The 23,699-nt window shown below is 68.9% G+C and carries 22 protein-coding genes, 1 tRNA gene and 1 pseudogene; 9 read left to right on the forward strand and 15 right to left on the reverse strand.

The annotated features are described in order from the left end of the window. Nucleotides 1–31: 31 nt before the first annotated feature. The 3 genes from ABD210_RS25350 to hisI are packed head-to-tail and all read right to left on the reverse strand — an operon-like array spanning nt 32 to nt 2,387. Entirely contained in the window at nt 32–562 is a 531-nt protein-coding gene (locus ABD210_RS25350; RefSeq protein WP_344114601.1) for a Trp biosynthesis-associated membrane protein, read from the reverse strand. Beyond that, nucleotides 562–2,061 carry an anthranilate synthase component I gene (locus ABD210_RS25355; RefSeq protein WP_344114602.1) on the reverse strand — a complete coding sequence of 500 codons (1,500 nt, stop codon included), beginning with the start codon at nt 2,059–2,061 and terminating at the stop codon, nt 562–564. The genes ABD210_RS25350 and ABD210_RS25355 overlap by 1 nt, the downstream gene beginning before the upstream one ends. Beyond that, nucleotides 2,058–2,387, reverse strand: coding sequence for a phosphoribosyl-AMP cyclohydrolase (hisI, locus tag ABD210_RS25360; protein WP_344114603.1), 330 nt, complete (start codon nt 2,385–2,387; stop codon nt 2,058–2,060). The genes ABD210_RS25355 and hisI overlap by 4 nt, the downstream gene beginning before the upstream one ends. Nucleotides 2,388–2,490: 103 nt before the next feature. Between hisI and ABD210_RS25365 the strand changes: the two genes are divergently transcribed. Then, on the forward strand, nt 2,491–3,603 hold the full coding sequence (locus tag ABD210_RS25365; RefSeq protein WP_344114604.1) for a dipeptidase: 1,113 nt from the start codon (nt 2,491–2,493) through the stop codon (nt 3,601–3,603). A gap of 46 nt (nt 3,604–3,649) precedes the next feature. Here the strand turns inward: ABD210_RS25365 and ABD210_RS25370 are convergent, their stop codons facing one another. Continuing rightward, on the reverse strand, nt 3,650–4,516 hold the full coding sequence (locus tag ABD210_RS25370; RefSeq protein ID WP_344114605.1) for a GNAT family N-acetyltransferase: 867 nt from the start codon (nt 4,514–4,516) through the stop codon (nt 3,650–3,652). A gap of 530 nt (nt 4,517–5,046) precedes the next feature. On the opposite strand from ABD210_RS25370, the gene ABD210_RS25375 reads away from it, so the two are divergent. Beyond that, entirely contained in the window at nt 5,047–5,367 is a 321-nt protein-coding gene (locus ABD210_RS25375; RefSeq protein ID WP_344114606.1) for a Fe-S cluster assembly protein HesB, read from the forward strand. 222 nt (nt 5,368–5,589) lie between these two features. Here ABD210_RS25375 and ABD210_RS25380 read toward each other — a convergent pair whose 3' ends face one another. Both ABD210_RS25380 and ABD210_RS25385 read right to left on the reverse strand, forming a co-directional pair. After that, entirely contained in the window at nt 5,590–7,386 is a 1,797-nt protein-coding gene (locus ABD210_RS25380; RefSeq protein ID WP_344114607.1) for an ABC transporter ATP-binding protein, read from the reverse strand. Continuing rightward, entirely contained in the window at nt 7,383–9,248 is a 1,866-nt protein-coding gene (locus tag ABD210_RS25385) for an ABC transporter ATP-binding protein (RefSeq protein WP_344114608.1), read from the reverse strand. The genes ABD210_RS25380 and ABD210_RS25385 overlap by 4 nt, the downstream gene beginning before the upstream one ends. A 99-nt stretch (nt 9,249–9,347) precedes the next feature. Between ABD210_RS25385 and ABD210_RS25390 the strand changes: the two genes are divergently transcribed. Further along, nucleotides 9,348–9,989: a TIGR03085 family metal-binding protein gene (locus ABD210_RS25390; protein ID WP_344114609.1), complete on the forward strand. Its 642-nt coding sequence runs from the start codon at nt 9,348–9,350 to the stop codon at nt 9,987–9,989. Here the strand turns inward: ABD210_RS25390 and ABD210_RS25395 are convergent. The 4 genes from ABD210_RS25395 to ABD210_RS25410 all read right to left on the reverse strand — a co-directional run bounded on the left by ABD210_RS25395 (nt 9,975) and on the right by ABD210_RS25410 (nt 14,139). Then, nucleotides 9,975–10,628, reverse strand: coding sequence for a DedA family protein (locus tag ABD210_RS25395; protein WP_344114610.1), 654 nt, complete (start codon nt 10,626–10,628; stop codon nt 9,975–9,977). The genes ABD210_RS25390 and ABD210_RS25395 overlap by 15 nt on opposite strands. Continuing rightward, entirely contained in the window at nt 10,625–11,392 is a 768-nt protein-coding gene (locus ABD210_RS25400; RefSeq protein WP_344114611.1) for an MBL fold metallo-hydrolase, read from the reverse strand. The genes ABD210_RS25395 and ABD210_RS25400 overlap by 4 nt, the downstream gene beginning before the upstream one ends. Before the next feature lie 2 nt (nt 11,393–11,394). Further along, the gene (locus tag ABD210_RS25405; RefSeq protein WP_344114612.1) at nt 11,395–13,545 is read right to left on the reverse strand and encodes an alkaline phosphatase family protein; all 2,151 of its coding nucleotides are present in this window, start codon (nt 13,543–13,545) and stop codon (nt 11,395–11,397) included. A gap of 96 nt (nt 13,546–13,641) precedes the next feature. Next, complete coding sequence (locus ABD210_RS25410; RefSeq protein ID WP_344114613.1) at nt 13,642–14,139, reverse strand: CBM35 domain-containing protein; 498 nt, start codon at nt 14,137–14,139, stop codon at nt 13,642–13,644. Between the two features lie 189 nt (nt 14,140–14,328). Between ABD210_RS25410 and dacB the strand changes: the two genes are divergently transcribed. Genes dacB through ABD210_RS25430 form a run of 4 tightly spaced genes read left to right on the forward strand, consistent with a single transcriptional unit; the run spans nt 14,329 to nt 16,901 of the window. Further along, entirely contained in the window at nt 14,329–15,891 is a 1,563-nt protein-coding gene (dacB, locus tag ABD210_RS25415) for a D-alanyl-D-alanine carboxypeptidase/D-alanyl-D-alanine endopeptidase (protein WP_344114614.1), read from the forward strand. 40 nt (nt 15,892–15,931) lie between these two features. Next, nucleotides 15,932–16,081 carry a hypothetical protein gene (locus ABD210_RS25420; RefSeq protein WP_344114615.1) on the forward strand — a complete coding sequence of 50 codons (150 nt, stop codon included), beginning with the start codon at nt 15,932–15,934 and terminating at the stop codon, nt 16,079–16,081. Between the two features lie 44 nt (nt 16,082–16,125). Beyond that, nucleotides 16,126–16,608, forward strand: a complete 483-nt coding sequence (locus tag ABD210_RS25425) for a hypothetical protein (protein WP_344114616.1) — start codon at nt 16,126–16,128, stop codon at nt 16,606–16,608. Between the two features lie 2 nt (nt 16,609–16,610). Then, nucleotides 16,611–16,901 (forward strand): GNAT family N-acetyltransferase, encoded by a 291-nt coding sequence (locus ABD210_RS25430; protein ID WP_344115103.1) that lies wholly within the window; start codon nt 16,611–16,613, stop codon nt 16,899–16,901. Between the two features lie 67 nt (nt 16,902–16,968). Here ABD210_RS25430 and ABD210_RS25435 read toward each other — a convergent pair whose 3' ends face one another. Beyond that, nucleotides 16,969–18,735, reverse strand: coding sequence for an ABC transporter ATP-binding protein (locus ABD210_RS25435; protein WP_344114617.1), 1,767 nt, complete (start codon nt 18,733–18,735; stop codon nt 16,969–16,971). Then, entirely contained in the window at nt 18,732–19,157 is a 426-nt protein-coding gene (locus tag ABD210_RS25440) for a MarR family winged helix-turn-helix transcriptional regulator (protein WP_344114618.1), read from the reverse strand. Before ABD210_RS25440 ends, ABD210_RS25435 begins: the two co-directional genes overlap by 4 nt. 102 nt (nt 19,158–19,259) lie before the next feature. On the opposite strand from ABD210_RS25440, the gene ABD210_RS25445 reads away from it, so the two are divergent. Both ABD210_RS25445 and ABD210_RS25450 read left to right on the forward strand, forming a co-directional pair. Next, nucleotides 19,260–19,847, forward strand: coding sequence for an ArsR family transcriptional regulator (locus ABD210_RS25445; protein WP_344114619.1), 588 nt, complete (start codon nt 19,260–19,262; stop codon nt 19,845–19,847). Nucleotides 19,848–19,875: 28 nt separating this feature from the next. After that, entirely contained in the window at nt 19,876–21,153 is a 1,278-nt protein-coding gene (locus ABD210_RS25450) for an MFS transporter (RefSeq protein ID WP_344114620.1), read from the forward strand. 56 nt (nt 21,154–21,209) lie between these two features. Here the strand turns inward: ABD210_RS25450 and ABD210_RS25455 are convergent, their stop codons facing one another. The 3 genes and pseudogenes from ABD210_RS25455 to ABD210_RS32540 all read right to left on the reverse strand — a co-directional run. Further along, a complete protein-coding gene (locus tag ABD210_RS25455) occupies nt 21,210–22,799 on the reverse strand; it encodes an MFS transporter (protein ID WP_344114621.1) in 1,590 nt (529 codons plus the stop codon). A gap of 188 nt (nt 22,800–22,987) precedes the next feature. Further along, nucleotides 22,988–23,074, reverse strand: a tRNA-Thr gene (locus ABD210_RS25460). Further along, a pseudogene (locus ABD210_RS32540) lies at nt 23,033–23,308 on the reverse strand (ArsR family transcriptional regulator); the annotation flags it as partial. The pseudogene ABD210_RS32540 and the gene ABD210_RS25460, both read right to left, overlap by 42 nt. Between the last annotated feature and the right edge of the window lie 391 nt (nt 23,309–23,699).

Genomic DNA, 23,699 nt, shown 5'->3' on the forward strand with positions numbered 1-23,699 from the left:
CCTGTCCTATTGTGGCGGTAGCCCGCCGAGCTCAGATCGTCGGGTCCTCGCCCGCATCGATCGCCTTCCATTGATCGGCTGGTGTGGCGGCCGGATCACGCTCGTAACGCACCGTGGGGCGCCGCCAGTTGTGCGCTGTGAGAACCGCGATCACCCCTGCCGCGAGGAGCGCGACTCCGCCGGCCAGGGCGAGCCAGGGAGCGGGTCCGGTGCTCAGCACCACCCGGTCCGTGACCGCCTGACTGAGCTCCGGACGGAGCCTGCTCAGCTCGTTCGCGTCCGGTCGGATCTGCAGCGCGACTCCGATGGCAGCAGCACCCATGAAGACGAGCAGACCGGCCAGCACACGGCGCAGCGCGGTACCGGCGAGCTTGGTGACGACCACGGCCACCACCGCGGCCAGCGCCAGCGTCACGGGCGCGCGGGACACGGCGTACCCGTTGAAGTTCACCACCGGGCGGCCGCTGCCCGGGTCGGCGATGGACCAGGTCAGGTAGCCCGACAATCCGAGCAGGACCAGCGCCACCAAGGCCAGGATGTCCACCAGTCTTTGCGGGCGCATCAGATCTCGGAGAACGTGCCCGCGACGGCGACGGCGTTCAGTACGGCGGCTGCCTTGGTGCGGCATTCCGCGTCTTCGGAGGCCGGGTCCGAATCCGCCACGATGCCCGCACCGGCCTGGATGTAAGCGGTCGTGCCGCGGAGGACCGCGGTACGGATGGCGATCGCCGTGTCGGCGTCACCGGCGAAATCGAGGTAGCCGACCACCCCGCCGTAGACGCCGCGCCGGGTCACCTCGAGTTTGTCGATGATCTCCATCGCCCGCGGTTTGGGGGCCCCCGACAACGTCCCGGCCGGGAACGCCGCGGTGAGCGCGTCGAAGGCGGTCTTGCCCGCGGCCAGGCGGCCCGTGACAGTCGATTCCAGGTGCATCACATGGCTGTAGCGCCGCACGTCCATGAAGTCGATCACCTCGACGGTGCCAGGCGCACAGACCCGGCCCACGTCGTTGCGGCCCAGGTCCACCAGCATCAGGTGCTCGGCCCGCTCCTTGGCGTCGGCCCTGAGCTCCTGCTCCAGCGCGTGGTCCTCCTCCGGCGTCGCACCGCGCGGGCGGGTGCCGGCGATCGGGTGCAGGATCACCTTGTTGTCGGTGACCTTCACCAGCGCCTCGGGGCTGGACCCGACGATGTCGAACCCGTCCAGCCGCACGAGGTACATGTACGGGCTGGGGTTGGACCTGCGAAGCACGCGGTAGATGTCGAGCGCGCTTGCCGTGGTCTGCAACTCGAACCGCTGGGACACGACGATCTGAAACGCCTCGCCCGCGCGGATCTCCTCCTTGGCGTGCTCGACAGCCTCCATGTACTCCGCGCTGGACCGCTGCCGGTGCGGATCCGGCTTCGCCTGACGATCCGCCTGTACGACGTACGAGGGGGTCGGCCGGGCCAGGTCCTGCTCCATCGCGTCGAGGCGTCGAACGGCATCGGCGTACGACTCGTCGACCCGCTCGTCCGAGTCGTCCCAGTTGACCGCGTTCGCGATCAGCCAGATCTCGCCCGTCTCGTGGTCCAGCGCGGCAAGATCGGTGGCGAACAGGAAGGTCAGCTCGGGCAGGCCGAGATCGTCGATCGTTGTATCCGGCAACTTCTCCAGCCGGCGGACCGCGTCGTACCCGAGGAAGCCGACCATGCCACCGGTCAGCGGCGGCAGATCGGGCAGCCGGGGCGTGTGCAGGATCTCCAGCGTCTCGCGGAGCGCCTGCAGCGGGTCACCCGTCTGTGGCAGGCCGACCGGCGGGTTGCCGCTCCAGACCGCCTCGCCGTTCCGCTCGGTCAGGGTCGCGGCCGAACGCACCCCGATGAAGGAGTAGCGGGACCAGACGCCACCGTTCTCGGCGGACTCGAGCAGGAAGGTGCCTTCGCGTTCGGCGGCGAGCTTGCCGTAGACGCCGATCGGGGTCTCCGCGTCGGCCAGCAGGCGGCGGGTCACCGGGATGACGCGACGGTCCTTCGCGTACTCGCGGAAGGTCTCCAGGTTCGGGGTGCCGCCGGAGCTCATGCGGTGACCTCGATCTCGCCGTGCTCGAAGCAGCTGCGGGTGCCGGTGTGGCAGGCCCGGCCTTCCTGGTCGACCAGGACCAAGAGGGTGTCGGCGTCGCAGTCGACGAGGATCTGCTTGACGAACTGCCGGTTGCCGCTGGTCTCGCCCTTGACCCAGTAGTCCTGGCGGCTGCGCGACCAGAAGGTGCTCCGGCCGGTCGCGGCAGTACGGCGTACTGCCTCGGCGTTCATCCAGCCGACCATCAGAACCTCGCGAGTGTCGTACTGCTGCACCACGGCGGGGATCAGTCCGGCCGCGTCGAAGGTCAGATCCTCGATGCTCACCGACCCATTGTCCCCGATCGCCGACCCTGCTCCGACCACGCGGGGTCCGGGTGGGACGCTCCACGGGTCGCGGGGCCGGGCGCGGCCCTGACAGGATGACGCCATGACGACGAGTGTTGCCCGGGTGCAGGGCCTGTTGCAGGACAATCCGCTGATCGACGGCCACAACGACCTACCGATCGCCTTCTACGAGCTCGCCGGATACGACCTGGACGCGTACGACCTGAGCGTCTCGGTGCCGAAGCTGAACACCGATCTCCCCCGGCTGCGGCTCGGCCAGGTCGCCGCCCAGTTCTGGTCACTGTGGGTCCCGGAGGACGCGGACGCGGTCCGGCGCACCCTCGAGCAGATCGACTTCGTGCAGAAGTTCGTCGCCCGGTTCCCGGACTCCCTCGCGCTCACCGACACCGCGGACGAGGTCGAGCAGGCGTTCAAGGAGCGCAGGATCGGCTCGCTGATGGGCATGGAGGGCGGCCACTCGATCGACAGTTCGCTCGCGGTGCTCCGGGTGATGCGGTCGCTGGGTGTTCGCTACATGACGCTGACGCACAACCACAACGTCCCGTGGGCCGACTCCGCCACGGACGAGCCGGTGCTCGGCGGGTTGAACGAGTTCGGCGAGGACGTGGTTCGGGAGATGAACCGGATCGGCATGCTCGTCGACCTCTCGCACGTCTCGGCCGACACGATGCGCGACGCCCTCCGGGTCACCAGCGCGCCGGTGATCTTCAGCCACTCGTCCGCCCGCGCGGTCTGCGACGTGCCGCGCAACGTGCCGGACGACGTACTGACGACTCTGACCGGCAACGACGGCGTCTGCATGGTGACGTTCGTGCCGTACTTCGTCTCGCAGGCGTTTGTCGACTGGGTGGCCGGGGCTCGTGAGGCCGCGACCCAGTTCGACCTCGACCCGCTGAAGCCGGCGGACCAGAAGAAGTTGAAGGAGGCATACGACGTGCCGAAGCCGCAGGTGACTCTCGAGGACGTCGTGGCGCACGTGGAGCACGTCCGCGAGGTGGCCGGGGTGGACCACATCGGGCTGGGCGGCGACTACGACGGCTGTCCGGAGTTCCCGGTCGGGCTGCCGGACGTCGCGTCGTACCCGGCGCTCTTCCGCGCCCTGGCCGACCGCGACTGGAGCGACGAGGACCTCGCGAAGCTTGCCGGCGGCAACATCCTTCGCGTACTACGGGCCGCGGACGAGGTGGCTGCCTGAACTCCGCAGCCTGCCCGGGCTGCGGCGCCGGCTGGTCGGGTCGGCGCTAGGCCCTGCGGATCTGGTCCCGGGTCTCCGGAAGCGCCTCGAAGCCGGCCGCGCGGTAGGTGGCGATCGCGCCGACGTTGAAGCTCGGGGTGCTCACGGTCGCGCTCGATGCGCCGAGGTCGTCGCGCAGCGCGGCGGCCGCGGCGAGCGTGATCGCCTGCCCGTAGCCGTTGCCGCGGAAGTCGCGGTGCACGCCCATCGGCTCGAGCAACCCCGGCTTCCCCGGCCCGGCGGACCACACCGTGACCGCGGCGACCGCCTCGCCCCGGCCGTCCCTCCCGACCAGGCATCGGGCGCTGCCGTACGGCGCGCCGGCGGCCATCGCGTGCCACCGCTCATCCGTGAAGGTGGACCCGTCGAACGAGGCGCGCTGGACCGCGGTCCGGACCGGCGCGTCGTCCGGCCCGATCACGTCGACCCGCAGGCCGGGATCTTCCACCGGGTCGGCGAGGTCCCGCTGCAGCGGTGTCCACGGCTGGTCGAGGTCCCACCCCTCCTTGAACAGCAGATCGTGGATCCGCGCCCCCGTCGGAGCTTCGAGGTACACGGTCCCTTCGATCAGTACGCCGCGCTCAGGCGCGACATCCGCGACCAGTTGCTGAGCGAGTTCCTCGTCTTCGAAGGCGGTCGGCGCGAGCGCGAGGCGCAGCATGTCGGGCTCGTCGAGGAGACCGATCGCGAGCGTCTGACCATCGCGCTCCCAGAGCCGCACCGAGTTCGCGGTGTGCTCGGCCCCGAAGCGATGGAACCACCCGAGATCCCCCGGATGCAGCTGCACCGGCCCCCCATCGCTCTGCCACTCCCCCAATTTCTCGGCCACGCTTGCCAACCCCTCGACCCCCGGCGTCCCCAACCAAATCGTCATACCCCGATCACACACCACCCCACCGACATCCCGCACCCCACTTTCGACTGGCCGAACCCGGCGACTCCGCGCACAGATCGGGACTGGCTCACGAGCGGTGTGGCGGATGAGCGCGGGGGTTGGTCCGGGTACGGGGTTGGTCCGGGTACGGGGTTGGTCCGGGTACGGGGTTGGTCCGGGTACGGGGTTGGTCCGGGTACGGGGTTGGTCCGGGTACGGGGTTGGTCCGGGTACGGGGGTTGGTCCGGGTACGGGGGTTGGTCCGGGTACGGGGGTTGGTCCGGGTACGGGGTTGGTCCGGGTGCGGCGGCCACCGCGGGGGTTCGACCGCCGGTAACGGCCTCTTCGCCCGCTAGCGCCTTGCAGGCCGCCAGCCGCCGAAGAACCCACCAGGCGACCCCCACTCCGCCACCCTGGCGCCTCTGCGGCAGCCTCGGCGGCGGGGGTGGGCGGGTTCCGGACGGGGATGTTTGTGGATCGAGGGATGGGGCACGGGAGGCGCTCACCGCAAATCGATGCGAGGAGAAGTTGTGCTTACCCTGACTGAGAACGCCACTTTGGTGATCAAGAGCATCACGGGCGTCGACGGAGCACCAGAGGGTGCCGGTGTCCGGATCTCGCAGGACAACCCGGCGGACCCGTCACTGGCCGTGACGACGACGGAGTCGCCGCTGCAGGGCGACCAGGTGGTCGAGGAGAGCGGCGCACGCGTGTTCCTCGAGCCCAATGCCGCGGCCGCCCTGGACGACAAGATCCTCGACGCCGCTGTCGACGACAAGGGCGGCGTGGAGTTCCTGCTGGTACCGCAGCCGGGCGCTGGCCGCGAGAACGGCAGCACCCCGGCGCACTGATCCGGCCGCGGGCCGAGACGCGGCCCGCTGAACCCCGCAGGCCGCCTCACCGGCCTGCTGAGCCGGGCTGCGGGTTGGCCTTGGCAGCCCCTTTCCGACCCGCAGTTCACCCAGAAGCACCCACCGGTCGAGGCCGTCGGTGGGTGCTTCTGTGCACGTTTCGGGGCACGTTTCGGGGCACATCTCGGGGCACGTTTCGGGGCGCTCGCTCGGGACCAGTGCTCAGAGTTCTGAGCGCTGGGCGATCCAGCTGGCGTGAAGGCGGGTGTAGACGCCGCCCGCGGCGACCAGTTCGGCATGCGGACCTCGCTCGACGATGCGGCCGTCGTCGAAGACCAGCACCTCGTCGGCGGCTTCCGCGGTCGACAGTCGGTGAGCGATCGTCACGGAGCTGCGCCCGGTCATCAGTCGCTCGAGGGCCGCGTTGACCCGCACCTCGGTGCCTGGGTCGACCGCCGAGGTCGCCTCGTCGAGCACGAGCAGGTCGGGATCGGCGATGTTCGCGCGAACGAGCGCGACCAGCTGACGTTCACCGGCAGACAGCGACTCACCGCGCTGGCCGACGGGCGAATCGAGCCCGTCCGGCATTGACTCCAGCCAGTCGGTCAGCCCCAGCGATTCGAAGGCGTCGAGCAACTGACCATCGGTCACGTCCGGGCGGCCGAAGCGGACGTTCTCCGCGAGCGAGGAATCGAAGAGGTACCCGTCCTGCGGCACCATCACGACCCGCTCCCGCAACGAGCTGAAGGAGATCTCCCGCGCGTCCACGCCGTCGAGCAGCACGGCACCCGAGGTCGGGTCCATCAGCCGGGTCAGCAACTTGGCGAAGGTGGTCTTCCCCGAGCCCGTCTCGCCGACTACCGCGACCCGGCGGTGGGGTTCCAGCCGCGCGTCGACGTCCCGCAGTACGAGCTCGCCCTCGGGGTAGGCGAAATTCACGTCGGCGAACTCCACCGTCACCGGGCCGCGGGCCTGGGTCACGCCGTCAGGTCCGGGGTCGACCACGTCGGCCGGGGTCGCGATCACGCCGAGCACACGACGCCAGCCGGCGAAGGCACTCTGCGCGTCGGTCAGCACCTGCGTCGCGATCTGGACGGGGTCGGAGAACAGCGCGACCAGGAACATGAACGCGAGGATCTCGCCCAGCGTCGCATTCCCGTCTATGCCGAGCAGCACGCCCGCGGTCAGGACGCCGGCGTTCGCGAGACCGGCGGCCAGACCGCCGATCGAGAAGGTGATACCGGTGATCGCCTGAGCCCGCGTCGCGGTCCGCCGGTAGTCCTCGATCGATGCGTCGATCCGCTCCTGCGTCCGCTTCTCGATCGCGTAAGCCCGAACCACCTGGGCACCGACCACCGGCTCGGCGATCGCGGACAGCATCTCGCCGACCTTCGCGCGCACCACGCCGTACGCCGCCGACATCTTGCCCTGCAGGTACCGCAGGCTGGCGAACAACGGCAGGAAGCAGACCAGCACCACCAGCGCGAGCTGCCACGAGTAGAAGAACATCACCACGGTCGCGAGGACCATCTGCCCGATGCTTACCAGGAAGATGAACCCGCCGAACTGCAGGAACTGCGAGACCGTGTCGACGTCCGACGTCACCCGGCTGACGAGGGCGCCACGGCGCTCCGTGCTCTGGGTCAGCACCGGCAGGTCGTGCACGTGCCGGAATGCCTTGATCCGCATCGTCGCCAGGCCGCGCTCGGAGTTCGTCGCGAGCCGCACGGTGGTGAAGTACGACGCGACCCCGGTGACGAGCACACCCACCGCACACGCCGCTGCCATCCACGCCACGAACGACATGTCCGGACCACCCGGCCCCGACAGCCCCTTGTCGATCGTCTGCTGGACAGCGATCGGTACGACGATCCGCCCGGCTGTCATCGTCAGCGCGAGCAACCCGGTGATCCACCAGCCGCGCGCGAGCTCGGGTGAGACCCGGACGCCCTGGCGGAGCGTCTCCAGCCCGCCCGCCTGGTCGCCGTGGTCGAGCCTGGTGGCCTCTGCGGCGCTCACGCGGACGCTCCTTCGGTGTCGAACTCGTCCAGCTCGCCGGCGACTTCTGCTTCCAGCGCCGCCTCTTCCTCACGCCGCGCGGCATCCTTCTCGTAGGCGTCGACCAGCTCCCGGTAGGCCGCCGACCGTTCCTGCAGCTCGAGGTGGGACCCGTGGTCCGCGATCCGGCCCTCGTCGAGGAACAACACCTCGTCAGCAAGCGAGATCGTCGCCTTGCGGTACGCGATCACCAGCACGGTCGTATCCGCCCCAGCACCCTGTACGGCGGAACGCAGCCCGGCCAGGATCCGCGCTTCGACCTGCGGATCCACCGCGCTCGTGGCGTCGTCCAGGATCAGCAGCCGGGGACGCCGTACCAGGGCCCGGGCGAGCGCGATCCGCTGCCGCTGCCCGCCGGACAACGTCGTACCGCGTTCGCCGACCTTCGTGTCCAGGCCGTTCGGCAGGGACCTCACGAATCCGTCGCCCTGCGCGATGCGAAGCGAGTCCCACACGTCCTCGTCGCTGTAGGCGCCGCCGAGGGTGATGTTGCCCCGGATGGTGTCGTCGAAGAGGAAGGCGGTCTGCGCGACCAGCGCCACCGAACCGGCCAACTCGTCGCGGGCGAGCGTCCGCAGGTCCAGCCCGTCGACCTTGACCGATCCCTCCTCGGGATCCACCAGCCGGGTCAGCAGGGTGGTCATCGTCGACTTGCCCGCACCTGTCGGGCCGACCACCGCCACTGTGCGGCCGGGCTCCACAGTGAAGTCCACGCCGGCGAGAACGTCTCGATCGGGCAGATACCCGAAGCGGACGTCCGCCACCTCGAGCCGGGCGGCGCCGGACGAGGTCAGCCGCTCGGAGCCGTAGTCCATCCCGCCCTCGGCGGTGAGCACCCGCTGCACGCGGTCCCAGCCGACGACGGAGCGCGGGAGCTCACCGAGCACCCAACCGAGCGCCCGGATCGGGAAGCCGATCAGCGTGAACAGGAACGCGACCTGGACCACGTCACCGGCATCGGCCGCGCCCGATCGGACCCGGCCGACCCCGACGAGCAGAACAGCCAGTACGCCGATCCGCGGCAGGCCCTCGATCACCGGGTCGAACGCGCCGCGAGCCCGGTTGACCGCGATGTTCGCGTCCTGCAGCGCGAAGGTGGGCTGCTTGAAGCGCTCGGTCTCCGCGGCCTCGCGGCCCAGCGTCTTCACCACCAGGGCGCCGTCGAACGATTCGTGCGCGACCTCGGAGACGTCCGCGCGCAACTCCTGGGCGCGGGTGGCGAGTGGTTGCAGCGTCCGCTGGAAGATCACGTTCGCGACGAAGACCAGCGGGAAGACCAGGCAGCCGACCAGCGCGAGCCACGGGTCGGCCGCGAACATGGCCGCGGTGGCGAAGGCGAGCATCGCGATCACGCCGACGGCCATCGGCAGCGGGGCGATCGGGTACCAGGTCGACTCGACGTCCGCGTTCGCGTTGGACAGCAGTTGACCGGTCGGGTGCCGGTGGTGCCACTCGAGCGGCAGCTTCAGGTACTGCCGGGTGACACGCTGCCGGTACGTCGCCTGCAGGCGGAACTGCATGACGCCGGCTCCGACCCGCCGGCCGACCACACCGATCGCCCGCAGCACGGCGATGCCGAGGAACAACGAGATCAGGGACGCCACGGCCCCGAAGGTCGTGTCGCCGCGCTCGAGGGCCGGGCGAATCACGTGATCCGTGGCCCAGCCGAGCGCCCACCCGTCGGCCACGGTCATCGCGCCGTACAGGGCGCTCGCGAGCACCGAGAACGCGAAGACCCACGGCTCTTCGGAGATGGCGACGCGCAGGACTGCGAACCCGCGCCGGGTCACACTCCCTTTGCTGGGGACCTTGGGCACCGGCACGCGACCATCCTTAAGACGACACTGTCAGGGGCGTAGCCAGCCACGTGACTGACAACGAATGACATTCTGCCATTGGGCGCCGACAACTACGATCGAGTTGTGACCGACTACAGCAAGGTAGAACGACTCGCTTTGTGTGATCTCTTCGACGCTGTGGGACCGGATCAGCCCACCTTGTGTGAGGGTTGGACGACGCACGATCTGGCGGTCCACCTGTACGTGCGCGAGAACGATCCGCTCGCAGGCCCGGGGATCATGATCCCGGCGTTGTCGGACACCACCGAGCGGCGAATGGCCCGGGCGAAGGCCAACCACACCTTCACAGAGATCGTGGACAAGGTGCGGAACGGCCCGCCGACCTTCTCGATCTACTCGTTCCCCGGCCTCGGCGCCCAGTTCAACACCGCCGAGTACTTCGTCCACCACGAGGACGTCCGCCGCGCTGTCCCCGACTTCCAGCCGCGCGACCTGCCCGCCGAACAGCAGCAGGGCCTGTGGAAGCAGATCCGGCTCTCGGCGAAGGGCATGACCCGCAAGGCCCCGAGCGGCCTCGTACTACGGCTCCCCGACGGCACGGAATCCGTCGCGAAGAAGCCGACGGACAGCGGCTCGGTCACCCTGACGGGTGAACCAGCCGAACTCATGCTCTTCTGCTTCGGTCGTCAGGCGGTCGCCCAGGTCGAACTCGAAGGCGACCCGGAGACGATCGAGGCTCTCCGCACCACCTCATTCGGCGTCTGAAGCAGCCTCCGCGCCGGAGGCAGGTTCCTCGGCACCCAGTTCCTCAGCACCAGCGGCCTGCGCGGCAGCAGCCTTCCTCCGCGCGCGTTGCACAAGGCTGCTGATCACCGTGACCAGCAGCACGAGCACGATCGCGGCGACGACCCCCTGCCATGGCTTGTCGAACAACACGTAGCCGAGCAGCCCGATCGCCATGTAGACCGCTGCCCACAGCGACGAAGCGGTCAGGTCCACCACGGCGAACCGCTGCCATGGATACCCCGCCAGCCCGGCGGCGAGCAACACCGGCACCCGCCCACCCGGGATCAACCTCGACGTCAGCAGCACGGTGACCTCGTGCTCGGCCAGCCGCACCCGGAGCGCGTCCAGCGAGGCGTTGTCGCGCAGCCACCCGATCCGCTTGGCCAGGCGTTCTCCCCCGAACCGGCACCCGGCGTACACGATCAGGTCGCCGAGGTACGCACCGCCCGCGCCCGCGATCAGTACGCCGACCAGCCCGATGGGGTTGCTGTGGGAGGCCAGCACGGCGCCGGCGGACACGGCCGCGCCCGTCGGGAGCACCGGCAACACCGCACCCAGCAGAACGGCCCCGGCGAGCACGCAGAGATACCAGAAGTCGAAGTCGGACCCAGCCGTCATCGATGAACCACCTCAGTCGACCCCCCCGGCTCCAGCAATTCGACCTTCACCGCAGCATCCACCTCATGCATCGCCGCCCTGAACCTGTCCCCCGGCGGCAGGAACAACTCGGGCTTCAGCCAGTCACAAGCGATCGGCCAGAACGTACCGAAATGCACCGGTACTGCGATACGCGCCCCGACGCGGCGGACCGCCTCGGCCGCGCGCACGGGATCCAGATGACCCTCGCCGAGGGTGGGACCCCAGCCGCCCACCGGTACCAGCGCCAGATCCACCGGACCAGCTTCGGCCGCGAGCCCGTCGTACAGGTCGGTGTCGCCCGCGAACCATACGCTGGGCGAACCCTCGATGCGGTACCCGAGCGCGGGTCCTTGGTGCGACGACCAGGGCAGCCGACGACCGTCGTGCGCGGCCGTGATCGCGGTGATGTCGAGCCCGCCGATCCGCACCTGGTTGCCGGGGGCAACTTCGATGCACCGGTCCGCCATCTCCGCTCCGCTGTCCTGTTTGATCAGCCGCGCGGTCCCCCGCGGTACGACCAGCGCGGCGTCCGGCGCGACCAGCGGAAGCGAGCTGAGATGCAGGTGGTCCGCATGCATGTGGGAGATCAGTACCGCGTCACAGTCGGCGGCCGCCGGCAACGGTGCCGGCCCCCGCCGACGCCTCAGATGCGCGATCCGCGAGGTCAGCACGGGATCGGTCAGGAGCCGGGTCCCGTTCTCCTCGATGGTGGTGGTGCTGTGTCCCCACCAGGTGATCCGCACTCTCAGGCCTCCACGTTCGCGTCCGAAGAAGTGGCGACACGTTCCGCCAGACTTTCGGATGCAGCGGGTTCGTCGTTGCGTTGGCCGAGGGTTTCGAGCCAGCTGACGAGGAGGGCGTGCACCGCGTCGGAGCCTACGGGGGGCTCGTCCACCACCCAGCGGCGTGGGTGCACCAGCACGGCATCGGTCTGCCAGCCGCCGATGCCACCGTGACACCCGACCAACTCCTCGAAGGCCGCCACCTCGTGGGTGTAGTCGTCCAACCTGCTGACCACCACGATGTCGCCGTTGTGCGGCATCTCGGCCTGCCGCAGCAGGGCCGCCGCCGCCAACTCGCCGTACGCCGTGAGCGGGTCGATGCCTTCCACCCGTCCTGAGCGGAGCACGTGGACGCCGGCCCGGCCGATCGCCACCGGGCCCTCGGCCAGCGAGTCGACGACCACGAACCCGACGCCCGGATGCGTCGCCAGGCCGGGGATCAACCGCGGATGCAGCAGCTCGATCTCCTCCAGTGGCACTCGCCCGGGGGTGGTCGCGAGGTAAAGCAGCGCGAGGTTGCCGGAGGCCGTGACCACCATCTGCTCGTCGGCGGCGACCGGCGGTTCGCAGTCCTTCGGGCCAAGCTCGACCTCGCCGTGGGCTGCCTTCCCGTGCAGTGCCTTCCGGGTCACGGTGCCCGCCACAGTCCGGCGCACGCTGAGCTCGGTCAGGAACGCGTTGACCGGTCCCCAACCCTCCGACTTGCCGGTGGCCGCCACGGCCGCCTTGGTGGTGTCGACCAGGTCGTTCACCACCTCGGTCAGGGTCCGGCCGTAGCGCTGCAGAAAGGTCGCCCCCTGGCTCTGCCCGTGGTCCGACAGCACGACGATCTCGTACGAGTGCGGCAGCGTGTCGATGATCCGCTTCAGCGCCCCGAGCACCCGGTCGAGCCCCTCGAGCGTCTGCAGGGACTCCGGCCGGGTCGGGCCGGCGTGGTGCGCCACCTCGTCGTAGTCGACGAAGTCGGTGTAGATCACCGGCGTCCCCTTGACCAGCTGCTCGGTGATGAGGGAGACGTTCAGGTCGCGCAGCAGCACGTTCGAGATCGCCCGCAGGAAGATGTACGAACCGCCGCGCTTGACCCGCGGGATCAGGTTCCGCCGGCGCTGCCGGCGCGCCTGGTGGAGTTCCTTGATCATCTCCGCGACACACAGCACCAACCCCCGGGCGGCACCCTGGGGACTGGTGAAGAAGCGGACGTAGCCGCGGCTCCGGCCGGTCGGGAGCGCGGCACTGCTGAACACGAGCAGCGACACGGGCGCGTCCCCGGACCAGTTGTTGCTGATGCTGGCCCCGCCGTCGGCAAGCAGGCCGCGGCCGGTCGACATCCGGGCCTCGATCTCGGCGGCGTCCCGGGCGCGGTTCGTCACCATCACCCGACCGCTCTCCTTCTCGTACCACCGGAAGGCCGGGATCTGACCGGAACCGCCGTGCAGGATGCCCGCCTGGCTGGCCGGCGTGGTCGCCGGTACGCCGGTGTACCACTCGACCATCGAGTGGCTGCCATCGCGGATCCAGCCGCCCAGATTGGGCAGATTGCCCGCCAGCACCATCCAGTTCAGCAGCGGTGCCGAAAGGCCGTCGAGCTGGACGATCAGCAGGCCTGTCTTCGGTGCCGCCTGGGCCCGGCGGGCGCTCCGCCGAACGCCGCGCATCACCTCTGACATGTAGGCGTCGTCGCTGCCGGCGTACGCGAGCCAGCCGACCAGGGCGCTGACCGAGGACATCACGATCGACACCAGCAGCAACGCCTCAGGGCCGCCGTGCAGGGTGACGCCGGGATCCAGCGTGACGCCGAGGTAGACCACCCCGAACTGCGACAGGAGGCCGCCGACCAGCACCCCGACCGAGCCGATCAGGATCGCGATCCCGGCCAGGATCCAGCGCACCACCAGTCCGATCGCGGCCAGGATGACCACCAGGCGGAGGATCGGCATCCGCCCGTCGCTGCTGATCTGCGGCAGCGTCCAGAAGGTGATCGCCAGCGAGATCAGCGAGGCCAGCCCGCCGTAGAACATCGCCTGCAGGCCTCTGGTGGTCCGGCGCAGGTCGAGCCAGCTCGGGGACCGGCGCCGCGGGCGGCCGCCGGAAACCTGTTCTGGTGGTTTTGCCATCTGCTGCTTCAGGCTCCCCGTTTGTACGTTGTCCTGGACCGAGCCTACGAGCCCCGGCCCAGAACGCCCGTACTGCGCCACACCTGGAGCCGGTGGTCACTGCGACTCGAGGTAATCCACCTCCGTGTACGAGTCACCCTTGGTCAGGCGGACCGTGTTCCAGCCCGCGGCCAGGGTGATCGAGGTGGACGCCTCGCGCCAGTTGTCCCAGCCGGTCAACGGGTAGCTGACCACCCCCTGGTTGTTGCCATTGACAACCACGCCGTGGGTGCCGGTGGTGCTCGTGCCGTTCGCGTAGCCGACGTACAGGGTGTAGCTGCCGGCGACCGGGGCATAGACGCTGTTCTGGACCCAGGAATCCGGGAAGTCGATGTAGGCAGCCACCGCCCCCTGGGAGGCGCCGGCGGCTCCAGTGCGGACCCGGCAGTTGTTCAGCATGCCGCGCTCCGCCTCGGTCCGGACCCGGCTGCCCCGGACCACCGGGTAGTCGTTCGCCCAGCCGACGTCGGCGACGTACAGGTGCCGCGAGCCGTTCATCCAGCCATGCAGGAACACCTGGAGCGCGAGGCCTGCGACAACCCGGACCGCCGACACTCACCAACCTCCCGCATCCTTCACCGACCCCGCTCAGCCGCGGGCCCTGAACAGGGTCTGGTGAGTGTTGGCGGTCCGCCCCCCGTTCGAATCTTGCTGACTGCTGGACCAGCGGCGGCACGGGGTAGAGACTCCCGGTAGTTGATTTCCGCCCGAGGTCTAGGAGTTCTCGTGAAATACTTACCGAGAGTGTCACCCCGTGGGGTGATCGCCGTCGCCGCCGCGCTGGCCGCGACGGCCGGACTGGTGACTCAGTCCGTCGGAGCGCCTGCGGCAGTGCAAGCGACGCCGTTGCAGCAGCGCCTGGACACGCTGCTCAACGATTCGCGGTACCAGGGTTCGCAGGTCGGGTTGGTGGTGCGGGATGCGACCACCGGTGAGACGTTGTACGACCGCAACGGCACGACCCGGTTGTTGCCGGCGTCGAACACCAAGTTGTTCACCTCGACCGCCGCGATGCACACCCTCGGATCCGGCTTCCGGTTCCACACCGACGTACTGGCGACCGCACCGGTTCGCGGCGACAAGCTGCGCGGCGACCTCTACCTGAAGGGATACGGCGACCCGACCTCGCTCGAGTCCGACTACGTCTGGCTGGCCAAGAAGATCGCGCAGTCCGGCATCAAGCGGATCGACGGCGACCTGGTCGCGGACGACACGTACTTCGACCATGTCCGCCTCGGCGACACCTGGTCCTGGGACGACGAGCCGTTCTACTACTCAGCCCAGATCTCCGCGCTCACCCTCGCCCCCAACACCGACTACGACTCGGGCACGGCAATTGTCGAAAGCCTGCCCGGTGCCGCGGCCGGCTCGCCGGTGAAGCTCAGTCTGGTTCCGGCCAACGACGTGATCAAACTGGTGAACACCGCGACGACGGGCCCGGCCGGCTCGGCCAACACGCTGAGCATCGAGCGGGATCACGGCACCAATATCGTCCGGGTCACGGGCTCGGTCCCTGCCGACGACACCACGGCCGGACAGGAATGGGTCACCGTCTGGGAGCCCACAACCTACGCCGCGGACGTGTTCCGGCGGGCGCTGAACGCGCAGGGCGTCCGCGTCGACGGGCGCATCCGCACGTCGGCGACCCCCAGCACGGCCCGGATGCTCGCACGGGACGAGTCGATGACGGTCGGCGAGCTGATGAACCCGTTCCTGAAGCTGTCGAACAACATGCACGCCGAGACCCTGGTCAAGACGATGGGCGCGGTCGCGGCCGCCAACGGCAGCTGGTCCGCCGGACTCAAGGTCGTCACGGACTACGCGAAGAGCGTCGGCGTGAACACGGCCACGATCCGGCTGTCCGATGGTTCCGGCCTCTCCCGCAAGGTGAACGTGACCGCCCAGAGCGTCACCGACATTTTGATCGCGGCGCGCAAGGAGCCTTGGTTCCAGCAGTGGTACGACGCGCTGCCGATCGCCGGCAACCCCGACCGCTTCGTCGGCGGCACCTTGCGGAGCCGGATGCCGAACAGCCCGGCGGCGAACAACCTGCACGGCAAGACCGGTTCGCTGACTGGTGTCACCGCGCTGTCCGGCTACGTGTCGACCAAGGACGGCCGGAAGTTGGCGTTCTCGATGATCAGCAACAACTACCTGGTCAGCCCGCGCTCGATCGAGGACGCGGTGGGCATCACGCTCGCCTCCTGGACCGACCAGGCCCCGGTCGCCGCGATCGCTCCGGACACCGCCCGAAGCGCCCAGGCGACCGGTCCCTGCTCCGAGAGTGAATGGGTGAAGGCCTGCTAATGCGTTAGACAGTGCGGCGGTCGTTCTCCACGATGTGTGCATGACCGCCGCACTGCCCGAGGGCCTCACCACCCGACCGCCCGAGGCGGCTGACGCGGAGGCGATCTTCGCGCTGCTCGCCGCCCGCAACCGCGCCGCGGTCGAGAACCGCGGGTACATCGGCAGACTGCGACTGACCACGGCCCAATGACGCTACCGACCACCGCCCTCCCCTCCGGGTTGACCGTGCGACCGATGAGGCTGAGCGATGTCGCGGTGATCAACGCTCACCTCGGGGCCTACTGCTCGGCGCTGATCGGGTTCTCCAAGTACAGCCCCGAGGGTGTTGCCAACTACCTGCGCGATCCGGCGCTCGAGCTCGCCAGCGACACTTGGCTGGTCTTCCACGGCGACGCCGTCGTCGGCAGCGCGACCGCTGTGCGTGCAACCACGGCGAGGGCCAACATCGAGGTCACGAGCGCCGACGCGGCGGTCGCCGGCTGGCTGCTGGACCGGGCGATCGAGCGGGGCATCCAGCAGGCGACCGAGCAGGCGCGGCGGAGTGGCGCCGATGAAGTCACGATCAGCCTGGGCATGCTCTCGGAGGATCACGTCAAGCCGGCTTTGGCCGAAGAGCGCGGGATGACCGTGGCGACCAACCGGCCTCGGTCCCCCGCCCGTACGACGACTGGGTGCTGTCGCGGGAGAGCCGGTCCACCTTCGACTGGTCCCAGTTGACCGTGCTGGAGCTCGACGGTCGGGCGGTCGCCGTCCGGGAGTGCGACGACAACTTCCGCGACGACAACCGCGGGTACATCGGGCGCCTCGGCGTTCTGCCGGAAACACGCGGGCGTGGATTGGCCAAGTTCCTGCTGCGGGACGCGTTCGCCCTCGACGCCGCCGCCGGCCGCAGTGGAACCATCCCGCATGTCGACACCTCGAACCCGACCCCCGCGGTCGGCGTGTATCTGGCGGTCGGGATGCGGCCCGTCGCAGTCAGCGACATCTGGCGACTCGTGGTGCCCGTCTAGCTGCGGCTGATACACGGCCTACCGAGTGGACAACTGCCACCACGGCGAGCGGCGAAGGCCTTTGGATTCAGGTGAGTGTGCCGTGCAGTTGGGCGTAGCGGCCGTCGCGGGAGACCAGCTCGTCGTGCGTGCCGCGTTCGACGATGCGGCCGCGGTCCAGTACGAGGATCTGGTCGGCGTTGCGCACGGTCGACAACCGGTGCGCGATCGCGATGGTGGTGCGGTTGCGGGCCAGCTCGTCGATCGCGGCCTGGACGGCTCTCTCGGTCTCGTTGTCGAGCGCGCTGGTCGCCTCGTCGAGGATCAGGATCGGTGGATTCCGCAGCAGCATCCGGGCGATCGCGAGCCGCTGCCGTTCGCCCCCGGAGAACCGGTATCCGCGGGCGCCGACGACGGTGTCGTACCCCTCGGGCAGGCTGGCGATCAGGTCGTGGATCCGGGCCGCGCGGGCGGCCGCGATCACGTCGGCATCGGAGGCACCCGGAGCCGCGAAGCGCAGGTTCTCCCGGACCGACTCGTGGAACAGGTAGGTCTCCTGCGATACCAGGCCGACTGCGTCGGAGATCGCGGAGAGCTTGAGGTCGCGCAGATCCACCCCGTCGATCGCCACCGTGCCGAGCTGCGGGTCGTAGAGCCTGGCGACGAGATACGCCAGCGTCGTCTTGCCCGAACCCGTCTCACCCACGAGCGCCGTCGTAGTACCAGGTGGTACGACGAAGTCGATGTCGGCCAACGTCCACGCGGCGTCATCGCTGTACTGGAAAGATGCATCGGACACCCGTACTTCGCCGCGCGGCCGCGGCAGGCTGCGAGCACCCGGACGCTCCTGGATGTCCACGGGCAGATCTAGTACGTCGAAGATCCGGCCGAACAGGGCCATCGAGGTGGACGCGGCCGCGCCGATGCCCTGGAGGGCGGTAGCGGGTGCGACCAGCCGGTTCAGCATCGTGGTGAACGCGACGACCGTGCCGATCGAGAAGGCCGTCGAGCCCTTCGCCATCGTCAGGCCCGAGACCAGATACACGATCGCCGGGATCATGGTGAGGCTAGCCCGGCGGCTCGAGTTGACCCACTTCCCGCTCATCGCCGCGTTCAGCTCCGTCTGTGACAGCGCGCGCGACTCGCTGGCGAACCGATCGGACAGTTCCCGCTGGCGGCCGAGGGTCTTCGCCAGCAGAACGCCCGCTACGGACAGGGATTCCTCAACCAGGGCGGTGATTCCGGCCAGCTGCTTCTGCCGGCCGCGGGCGATCTGGCGCTGCTGTCGACCCAGCCGGAACGAGAAGGCCAGGAACACCGGTACTACGACCAGGCAGATCGCCGCGAGTTTCCAGTTCATCACGAGCGCGGCGACTCCGACGGTCAGCGCGGCGATACCGTTCTGCACCACCGAGCTGGCCGTGTCGGTCACGACGTTGTCGACACCGCCGATGTCGTTCGCGATCCGGGACTGGAGCTCGCCGGCCCGGGTCCGGGTGAAGAAGCCGAGCGACATCCGCTGCAGGTGGTCGTAGACCCCGACGCGCAGGTCGTGCATGATCCCCTGGCCGATCACGTTGGACAGCCGCGTCGAGTAGACCCCCAGGACCGCGGCGATCGCGGCGGCGGCGATCATGCCGCCGGAGAGCAGGATCACGAGCGACGCGTTGCGCTCGGGGAATCCCTTGTCCACGACGTCGCGGACCAGGAAGGGCGAGGCGATCCCCGCGACACCTTGCGCCACCGAGACGAGTATCAGGACCGCGATGGACCAGCGGTAAGGGCGGAACAACCTCGCGACCCGGCGTACCGGGGTTTTGTCGGTGGTGACCTCCGTGCTGAGCGTTGCCGTCATCGGGCCTCCTCCGAGAGTCGTTCGAGCAGCCCGGCCGCGACGACGAGGAAGTCGCGCTCCGCATCGGTCAAGTGCTTGAGGGCGTCGGCCAGCCAGACCTCGCGCGGCCGCATCTCAGCCGCCAGTACTTCGGAGCCGGCCGGGGTGATCTCCAGCAGCGACTGACGACCGTCGTCCGGATCGGGGCGACGGCGGATCCAGCCCTGCTCCTCCAGCGCGGCGAACGTCCTCGAGAGCGACTGGGGTTGCGAGTTGAGCCGGTCCGCGAGGGCCCCGGGCGTGAGCGGGCCGGCTTTGGCGAGCTGCCTGAGGACGCCGGTCTGACCGGGGCTGATCGCCCCGGCGCGCTCGGCCCGGACTCTGGACGAGAACAGGCCGGTGCCGGTCAGGATCTTCCGCGCGGCTTCCTCATTGGTAAGCATGGGTTAACCATATCTCACCGAATCAAGCTGAATAGAGCTTATTTAGTACGCCCATGCTTACGACTAGTGGTCATCGACGATCTGAGAGAGTACTCTCGAAACATGTCTCTCAGAAATCCGTACGGCGATTTCGAGATCACCGACCCGCAGGCGATGCGCGCACTGGCGCACCCGGTCCGGCTGGCGGCGCTCAGCTATCTGCAGAAGAACGGGCCCGCAACGGCGACCCAGTTGTCGGAACACGTCGGCGCCTCACCGTCCGTGACGAGCTGGCATCTGCGGCACCTCGCGTCGTTCGGTCTGGTCAGTGACGGGCCTGCCCCGGACGGCGGTTCCGACAAGCGGCAACGCTGGTGGCGGGCGGTGGCGCGCGGGTTCCGGTTCGAGATGCCTGCCACCCCCGAAGGCGCCGAGGCGGGGCGGCTGTTGCGCGCCGAGCTGATGAGCCAGGCGCTGGAGACGGCGCAGCAGTGGCTGGTCGACGTCGAACCCGACCTCGAGCCGGAGTGGAGTCGCACTGCCGGCTCGTCGAACACGCTGGTGAGGATCACGCCGGAAGAGGCCGAGGCACTGGAGAACGCAGTACAGGATCTGCTCGCGCCGTACGTGCAGCGGGGCGAGGAAGGTGCGCCGCCCGGCGCGCACCCGATCCGGATGATCCGCATGTCATTGCCCGAAGCAACCACCTGATCCGCCCGGCCGAGTGAGGACTGAAGGTATGAGAGCCGTCCCTGCCAACAGCTTGTGGCGTGATCGTCGGTTCCGGACGTTCTGGTCGGCTCAGGGCGTGTCGGAGTTCGGCGACCGGATCAGCGAGCTGGCCCTGCCGTTGATCGCCGTCACCCTGCTGGACGCCTCGCCGAGTCAGGTCGGCTTCCTCACCGCCGCGGTGTGGCTGCCGAACCTGGCGTCGCTGATCATCGGCACCTGGGTGGATCAACGCCGGGACAAGCGTCCTCTGATGATCGCGGCCGACTTGTTCCGCACGATCGTGCTGCTGACGCTGCCGGCAGCGTACTGGCTGGACGTGCTGACCTTGGGGCAGCTGTACGCGATCGCGATCCTGGCGGGTACTGCCCATGTCGTCTTCAACACGGCTTATGCCTCGTTCTTCGTCCGGCTGGTGTCCCGGGATCATCTCCTGGAGGCGAACAGCAAGCTCTCGGCGACCAGGTCGATTTCCTTCATGGGCGGTCCCGCGGTCGGAGGCGTGCTGGTGCAATGGCTGACGGCACCTGTCGCGGTACTGGTCGATGCGTTGTCGTTCGTGTTCTCCGCTGTCCAGGTGAGCCGCCTGAAGACTCCGCCGGGTGAGGCCGCGCCCACCGACGAGCCGCTGTTGCGCCGCGCACGGGAGGGGATGCGGTATCTGCTGAAGCATCCGTATCTGCGGGGAAGCTTGGGCTGCGCGACGACGGTCAACTTCTTCAACCTGATCGGGCTCGCCTTGCTGGTGCTCTTCGCAAGCCGGAATCTGGAGCTGTCCGCCGGGACGATAGGTCTGGCGTTCGGCATCGGCGCGTCGGGTGGTCTGCTGGGAGCGCTCGCAGCGACGCCGCTGACCCGGTTGCTCGGGGCCGGGCGACTGATCGCGCTAGGGGCGATCGTGTTCCCGGCGTCGATCGCGATCGCGGCGTTCGCGTCCGGGCCGGTCTGGGCCCGTGCGACCGCTCTCGCGGCTGCGGAGTTCGTCGGGGCGTTCGCGGTGATGTGCTTCGACATTCCGCTGAACTCCTTGCAGGCGGCGGTCATGCACGACCACATGAGGAGCCGCGTGGCGGGTGCGTTCAGCAGCATCAACTACGGGATCCGCCCGCTCGGCGCGGTCGTCGGCGGTTTGCTGGGGACCTGGCTCGGTGTCCGCGAGACTCTGCTGATCTCAGCGACCGGCGGGATCTTCGCCGTCCTGTGGCTGCTCCGCTCCCCCATCATCCACACGCAGGACCTGGCCGGCCTTGAACCACCTGCGCTGGAGCTGGCCGACCAGGCGACCTGACACTGCGCAGGGCGGTGCTCCCCGTGGGGGAACACCGCCCTGCGCTTTGTCGGGTGTTAGTCGCCGACCAACTCTTCGACGTCCAGCTTGGCCACCGTGCGGCGGAGCGGGACCTCCTTGATGAAGAGCACCGCGATCAGGCTGACCAGACCGCAGGCCGCGGCGATCAGGAAGATCCGCCCGGTCGCGTCGCCGTACGACTGACGCACCAGTTCGGCGAGTTGGGGTGGCAGGTGGTTGACGTCCAGCAGGCTGGTGCTGCCGGTTCCGCCTTCCTGCAGTTTGCGCACGGCTGCGGCTCCACCCGGCCCGGCGAGCAGGCCCTGGATCAGCAGGTCCTTGACCCTCGTCGCCAGAATCGCGCCGAGGACCGATACGCCGACAGCACCACCCAGGCTGCGGAAGAACGCGACCGACGCGCTGGAAGCACCGATCTGGCTGACGTCGACGGTGTTCTGCACGGCCAGGACCAGGTTCTGCATCATCATGCCCATGCCGAGGCCCATCGCCAGCATGCCGAGCCCGACGTACCAGTACGGCGTGGTGTGGTCGATCGTGCCGAGGACAACCAGGCCGATCACCAGCAGGATGCCGCCGGCGACGATGTACCGCTTCCACTTGCCGAACCGGCTGATCAGCTGCCCGGCACCGACCGACCCCAGGAACGAGCCGAGCATCATCGGGATGGTCAGCAGGCCGGCCTCGGTCGGGCTGTAACCGCGGGCGATCTGGAAGTACTGCCCCAGGAACAGCGCACTGCCGAACATGGCGACACCCACGGCCAGGCTGGCCACGATCGCCAGCGCGGTGGTCCGCTCCTTGACGACCTTCAGCGGGACCAGCGGTTCCGCGGCGCGGGTCTCCACCACGACGGCGAGGATGCCCAGGAGCAGCGTGCCGCCGACGAACAACGCCGACTGCCAGGAGACCCAGGCGAAGTTCTGCCCGGCGAAGGTGACCCAGATGAGCGGCAGGCTGGCAGCCGCGCTGATCAGGATCGCGCCGAGGTAGTCCATCTTCACCTGACGCTTGGTGAAGGGAAGGTGCAGGTACTTCTGCAGCATCACCAGGCTGATCATCGCCAGCGGAACACAGACATAGAAACACCAACGCCAGCCGAGCCAGGAGGTGTCGACGATGACACCGCCGATCAACGGACCACTGACGGTGGCTACCGCCATCACAGCACCCATGTAGCCGGAGTACCGGCCGCGGTCACGGGGCGGGATCGCCGCGCCGATGATCGCCTGGGCCAGCGCCATCAGGCCACCCATCGCGAGACCCTGCAGGACACGGGCGCCGATCAGGAACGGGACATTGTGGGCCATACCGGCCAGGGCGGAGCCGATCACGAACAGGATGATCGCGAGCTGCACCAGCAGCTTCTTGTTCATCAGGTCGGACAGCTTGCCCCAGATCGGGGTCGACACCGTGGTCGCCAACAGGCTCCCGGTGAGCACCCAGGTGTACTGCGTCTGGGAGCCCTCCAGATCGGCGATGATCGTCGGCAGCGCGTTGCTGACGATGGTCGAGCTGAGCATCGCCGTGAACAACGCGGCGAGCAGTCCGATCAGGATCTCGAGGATCTCGCGGTGGGTGAGCGCCGGCGCAGCGGGCGCCTGTAGCCGGTTCTCGGTGACAGTCATCAGTCTCCAGTCGAGTTGTTGGTGCGCCGACCGGATTCGGCGGCCTGGGTCATCGCGCCGGCTACCCGGTGCAATGCTTCGGCGGCGGCAGTCATGTCGTCGTCGTTCCAGTCCGCAAGGGCGGCGCGGAGTTGTCGGGTGTAGTTGGAGTAGAGCGCCTCCAGCCGGGCCCGGCCGACCGCGCTCAGCGCGACCAGCGAGACCCTCGCGTCCGCCGGATCGGGCCGACGGCTCACCAGGCCGTCGCCTTCCAGCGCACTCAGCTGACGGCTCACCACGGACGCGTCGACCGTGAGCTTGGCAGCGATCTCCCCGCTGCGTTGCTCACCGTCCCTGGCCAGCACCTTGAGGACACTGGCATCCGCGCGCCGCAAACCGGCGTCGGGCCAGAGGTGCTTGTGCTCGATACAACGCACGGCCCGGATCAGCGAACTGACCCCGTCGAGCACTTCCTGGGCCGGCGTATCCCGTTCCACCCCCGGGACAGAGGTTTGATGGGCTAGTTGCATTACCCAACTATATGATAATTAGTTGGTTTCTGCAACCATCTGCACGTCAGCAGCACCCTTGCCTACTCAGAGCGAACACCGCGTCCGATTACGCCCGCCGCAGGGGTCGCCGAGCCTCGCTTCATTGCTCACCGAGTCGTGGAATCACTCCTGCGGCAACCGCTCGCGGGTGGCGGCGAGGTGGACCTGGACCCGTTGCCCTGCACGGGGATCCACGACTCGCTCGCGGGCGGCGGCGAAGTGGTGGACCTGGGGCCGTTGCCCGGCACAGGGATCCAGATTCGCTCCTGGAGCCGCTTTCCCGGTGCCCGGTGGCGGCTAATCCGGCCGCTGCCGCCTTGCAGGCACGATAGTGGTCAAAGAACCGGCTATCGGCCCACCCCCGAGCGAG

Source organism: Kribbella alba (assembly GCF_039529635.1).
GTDB lineage: Bacteria > Actinomycetota > Actinomycetes > Propionibacteriales > Kribbellaceae > Kribbella > Kribbella alba.

What these genes read in the sequence shown, in the direction of transcription:
- ABD210_RS25350 (WP_344114601.1), bottom strand. Translation starts at nt 562, where the DNA reads ATGCGCCCGCAAAGACTGGTGGACATCCTGGCCTTGGTGGCGCTGGTC.
- ABD210_RS25355 (WP_344114602.1), bottom strand. Translation starts at nt 2,061, where the DNA reads ATGAGCTCCGGCGGCACCCCGAACCTGGAGACCTTCCGCGAGTACGCG.
- ABD210_RS25365 (WP_344114604.1), top strand. Translation starts at nt 2,491, where the DNA reads ATGACGACGAGTGTTGCCCGGGTGCAGGGCCTGTTGCAGGACAATCCG.
- ABD210_RS25370 (WP_344114605.1), bottom strand. Translation starts at nt 4,516, where the DNA reads ATGACGATTTGGTTGGGGACGCCGGGGGTCGAGGGGTTGGCAAGCGTG.
- ABD210_RS25395 (WP_344114610.1), bottom strand. Translation starts at nt 10,628, where the DNA reads ATGACGGCTGGGTCCGACTTCGACTTCTGGTATCTCTGCGTGCTCGCC.
- ABD210_RS25405 (WP_344114612.1), bottom strand. Translation starts at nt 13,545, where the DNA reads ATGGCAAAACCACCAGAACAGGTTTCCGGCGGCCGCCCGCGGCGCCGG.
- ABD210_RS25420 (WP_344114615.1), top strand. Translation starts at nt 15,932, where the DNA reads ATGACCGCCGCACTGCCCGAGGGCCTCACCACCCGACCGCCCGAGGCG.
- ABD210_RS25425 (WP_344114616.1), top strand. Translation starts at nt 16,126, where the DNA reads ATGAGGCTGAGCGATGTCGCGGTGATCAACGCTCACCTCGGGGCCTAC.
- ABD210_RS25435 (WP_344114617.1), bottom strand. Translation starts at nt 18,735, where the DNA reads ATGACGGCAACGCTCAGCACGGAGGTCACCACCGACAAAACCCCGGTA.
- ABD210_RS25440 (WP_344114618.1), bottom strand. Translation starts at nt 19,157, where the DNA reads ATGCTTACCAATGAGGAAGCCGCGCGGAAGATCCTGACCGGCACCGGC.
- ABD210_RS25445 (WP_344114619.1), top strand. Translation starts at nt 19,260, where the DNA reads ATGTCTCTCAGAAATCCGTACGGCGATTTCGAGATCACCGACCCGCAG.
- ABD210_RS25450 (WP_344114620.1), top strand. Translation starts at nt 19,876, where the DNA reads ATGAGAGCCGTCCCTGCCAACAGCTTGTGGCGTGATCGTCGGTTCCGG.
- ABD210_RS25455 (WP_344114621.1), bottom strand. Translation starts at nt 22,799, where the DNA reads ATGACTGTCACCGAGAACCGGCTACAGGCGCCCGCTGCGCCGGCGCTC.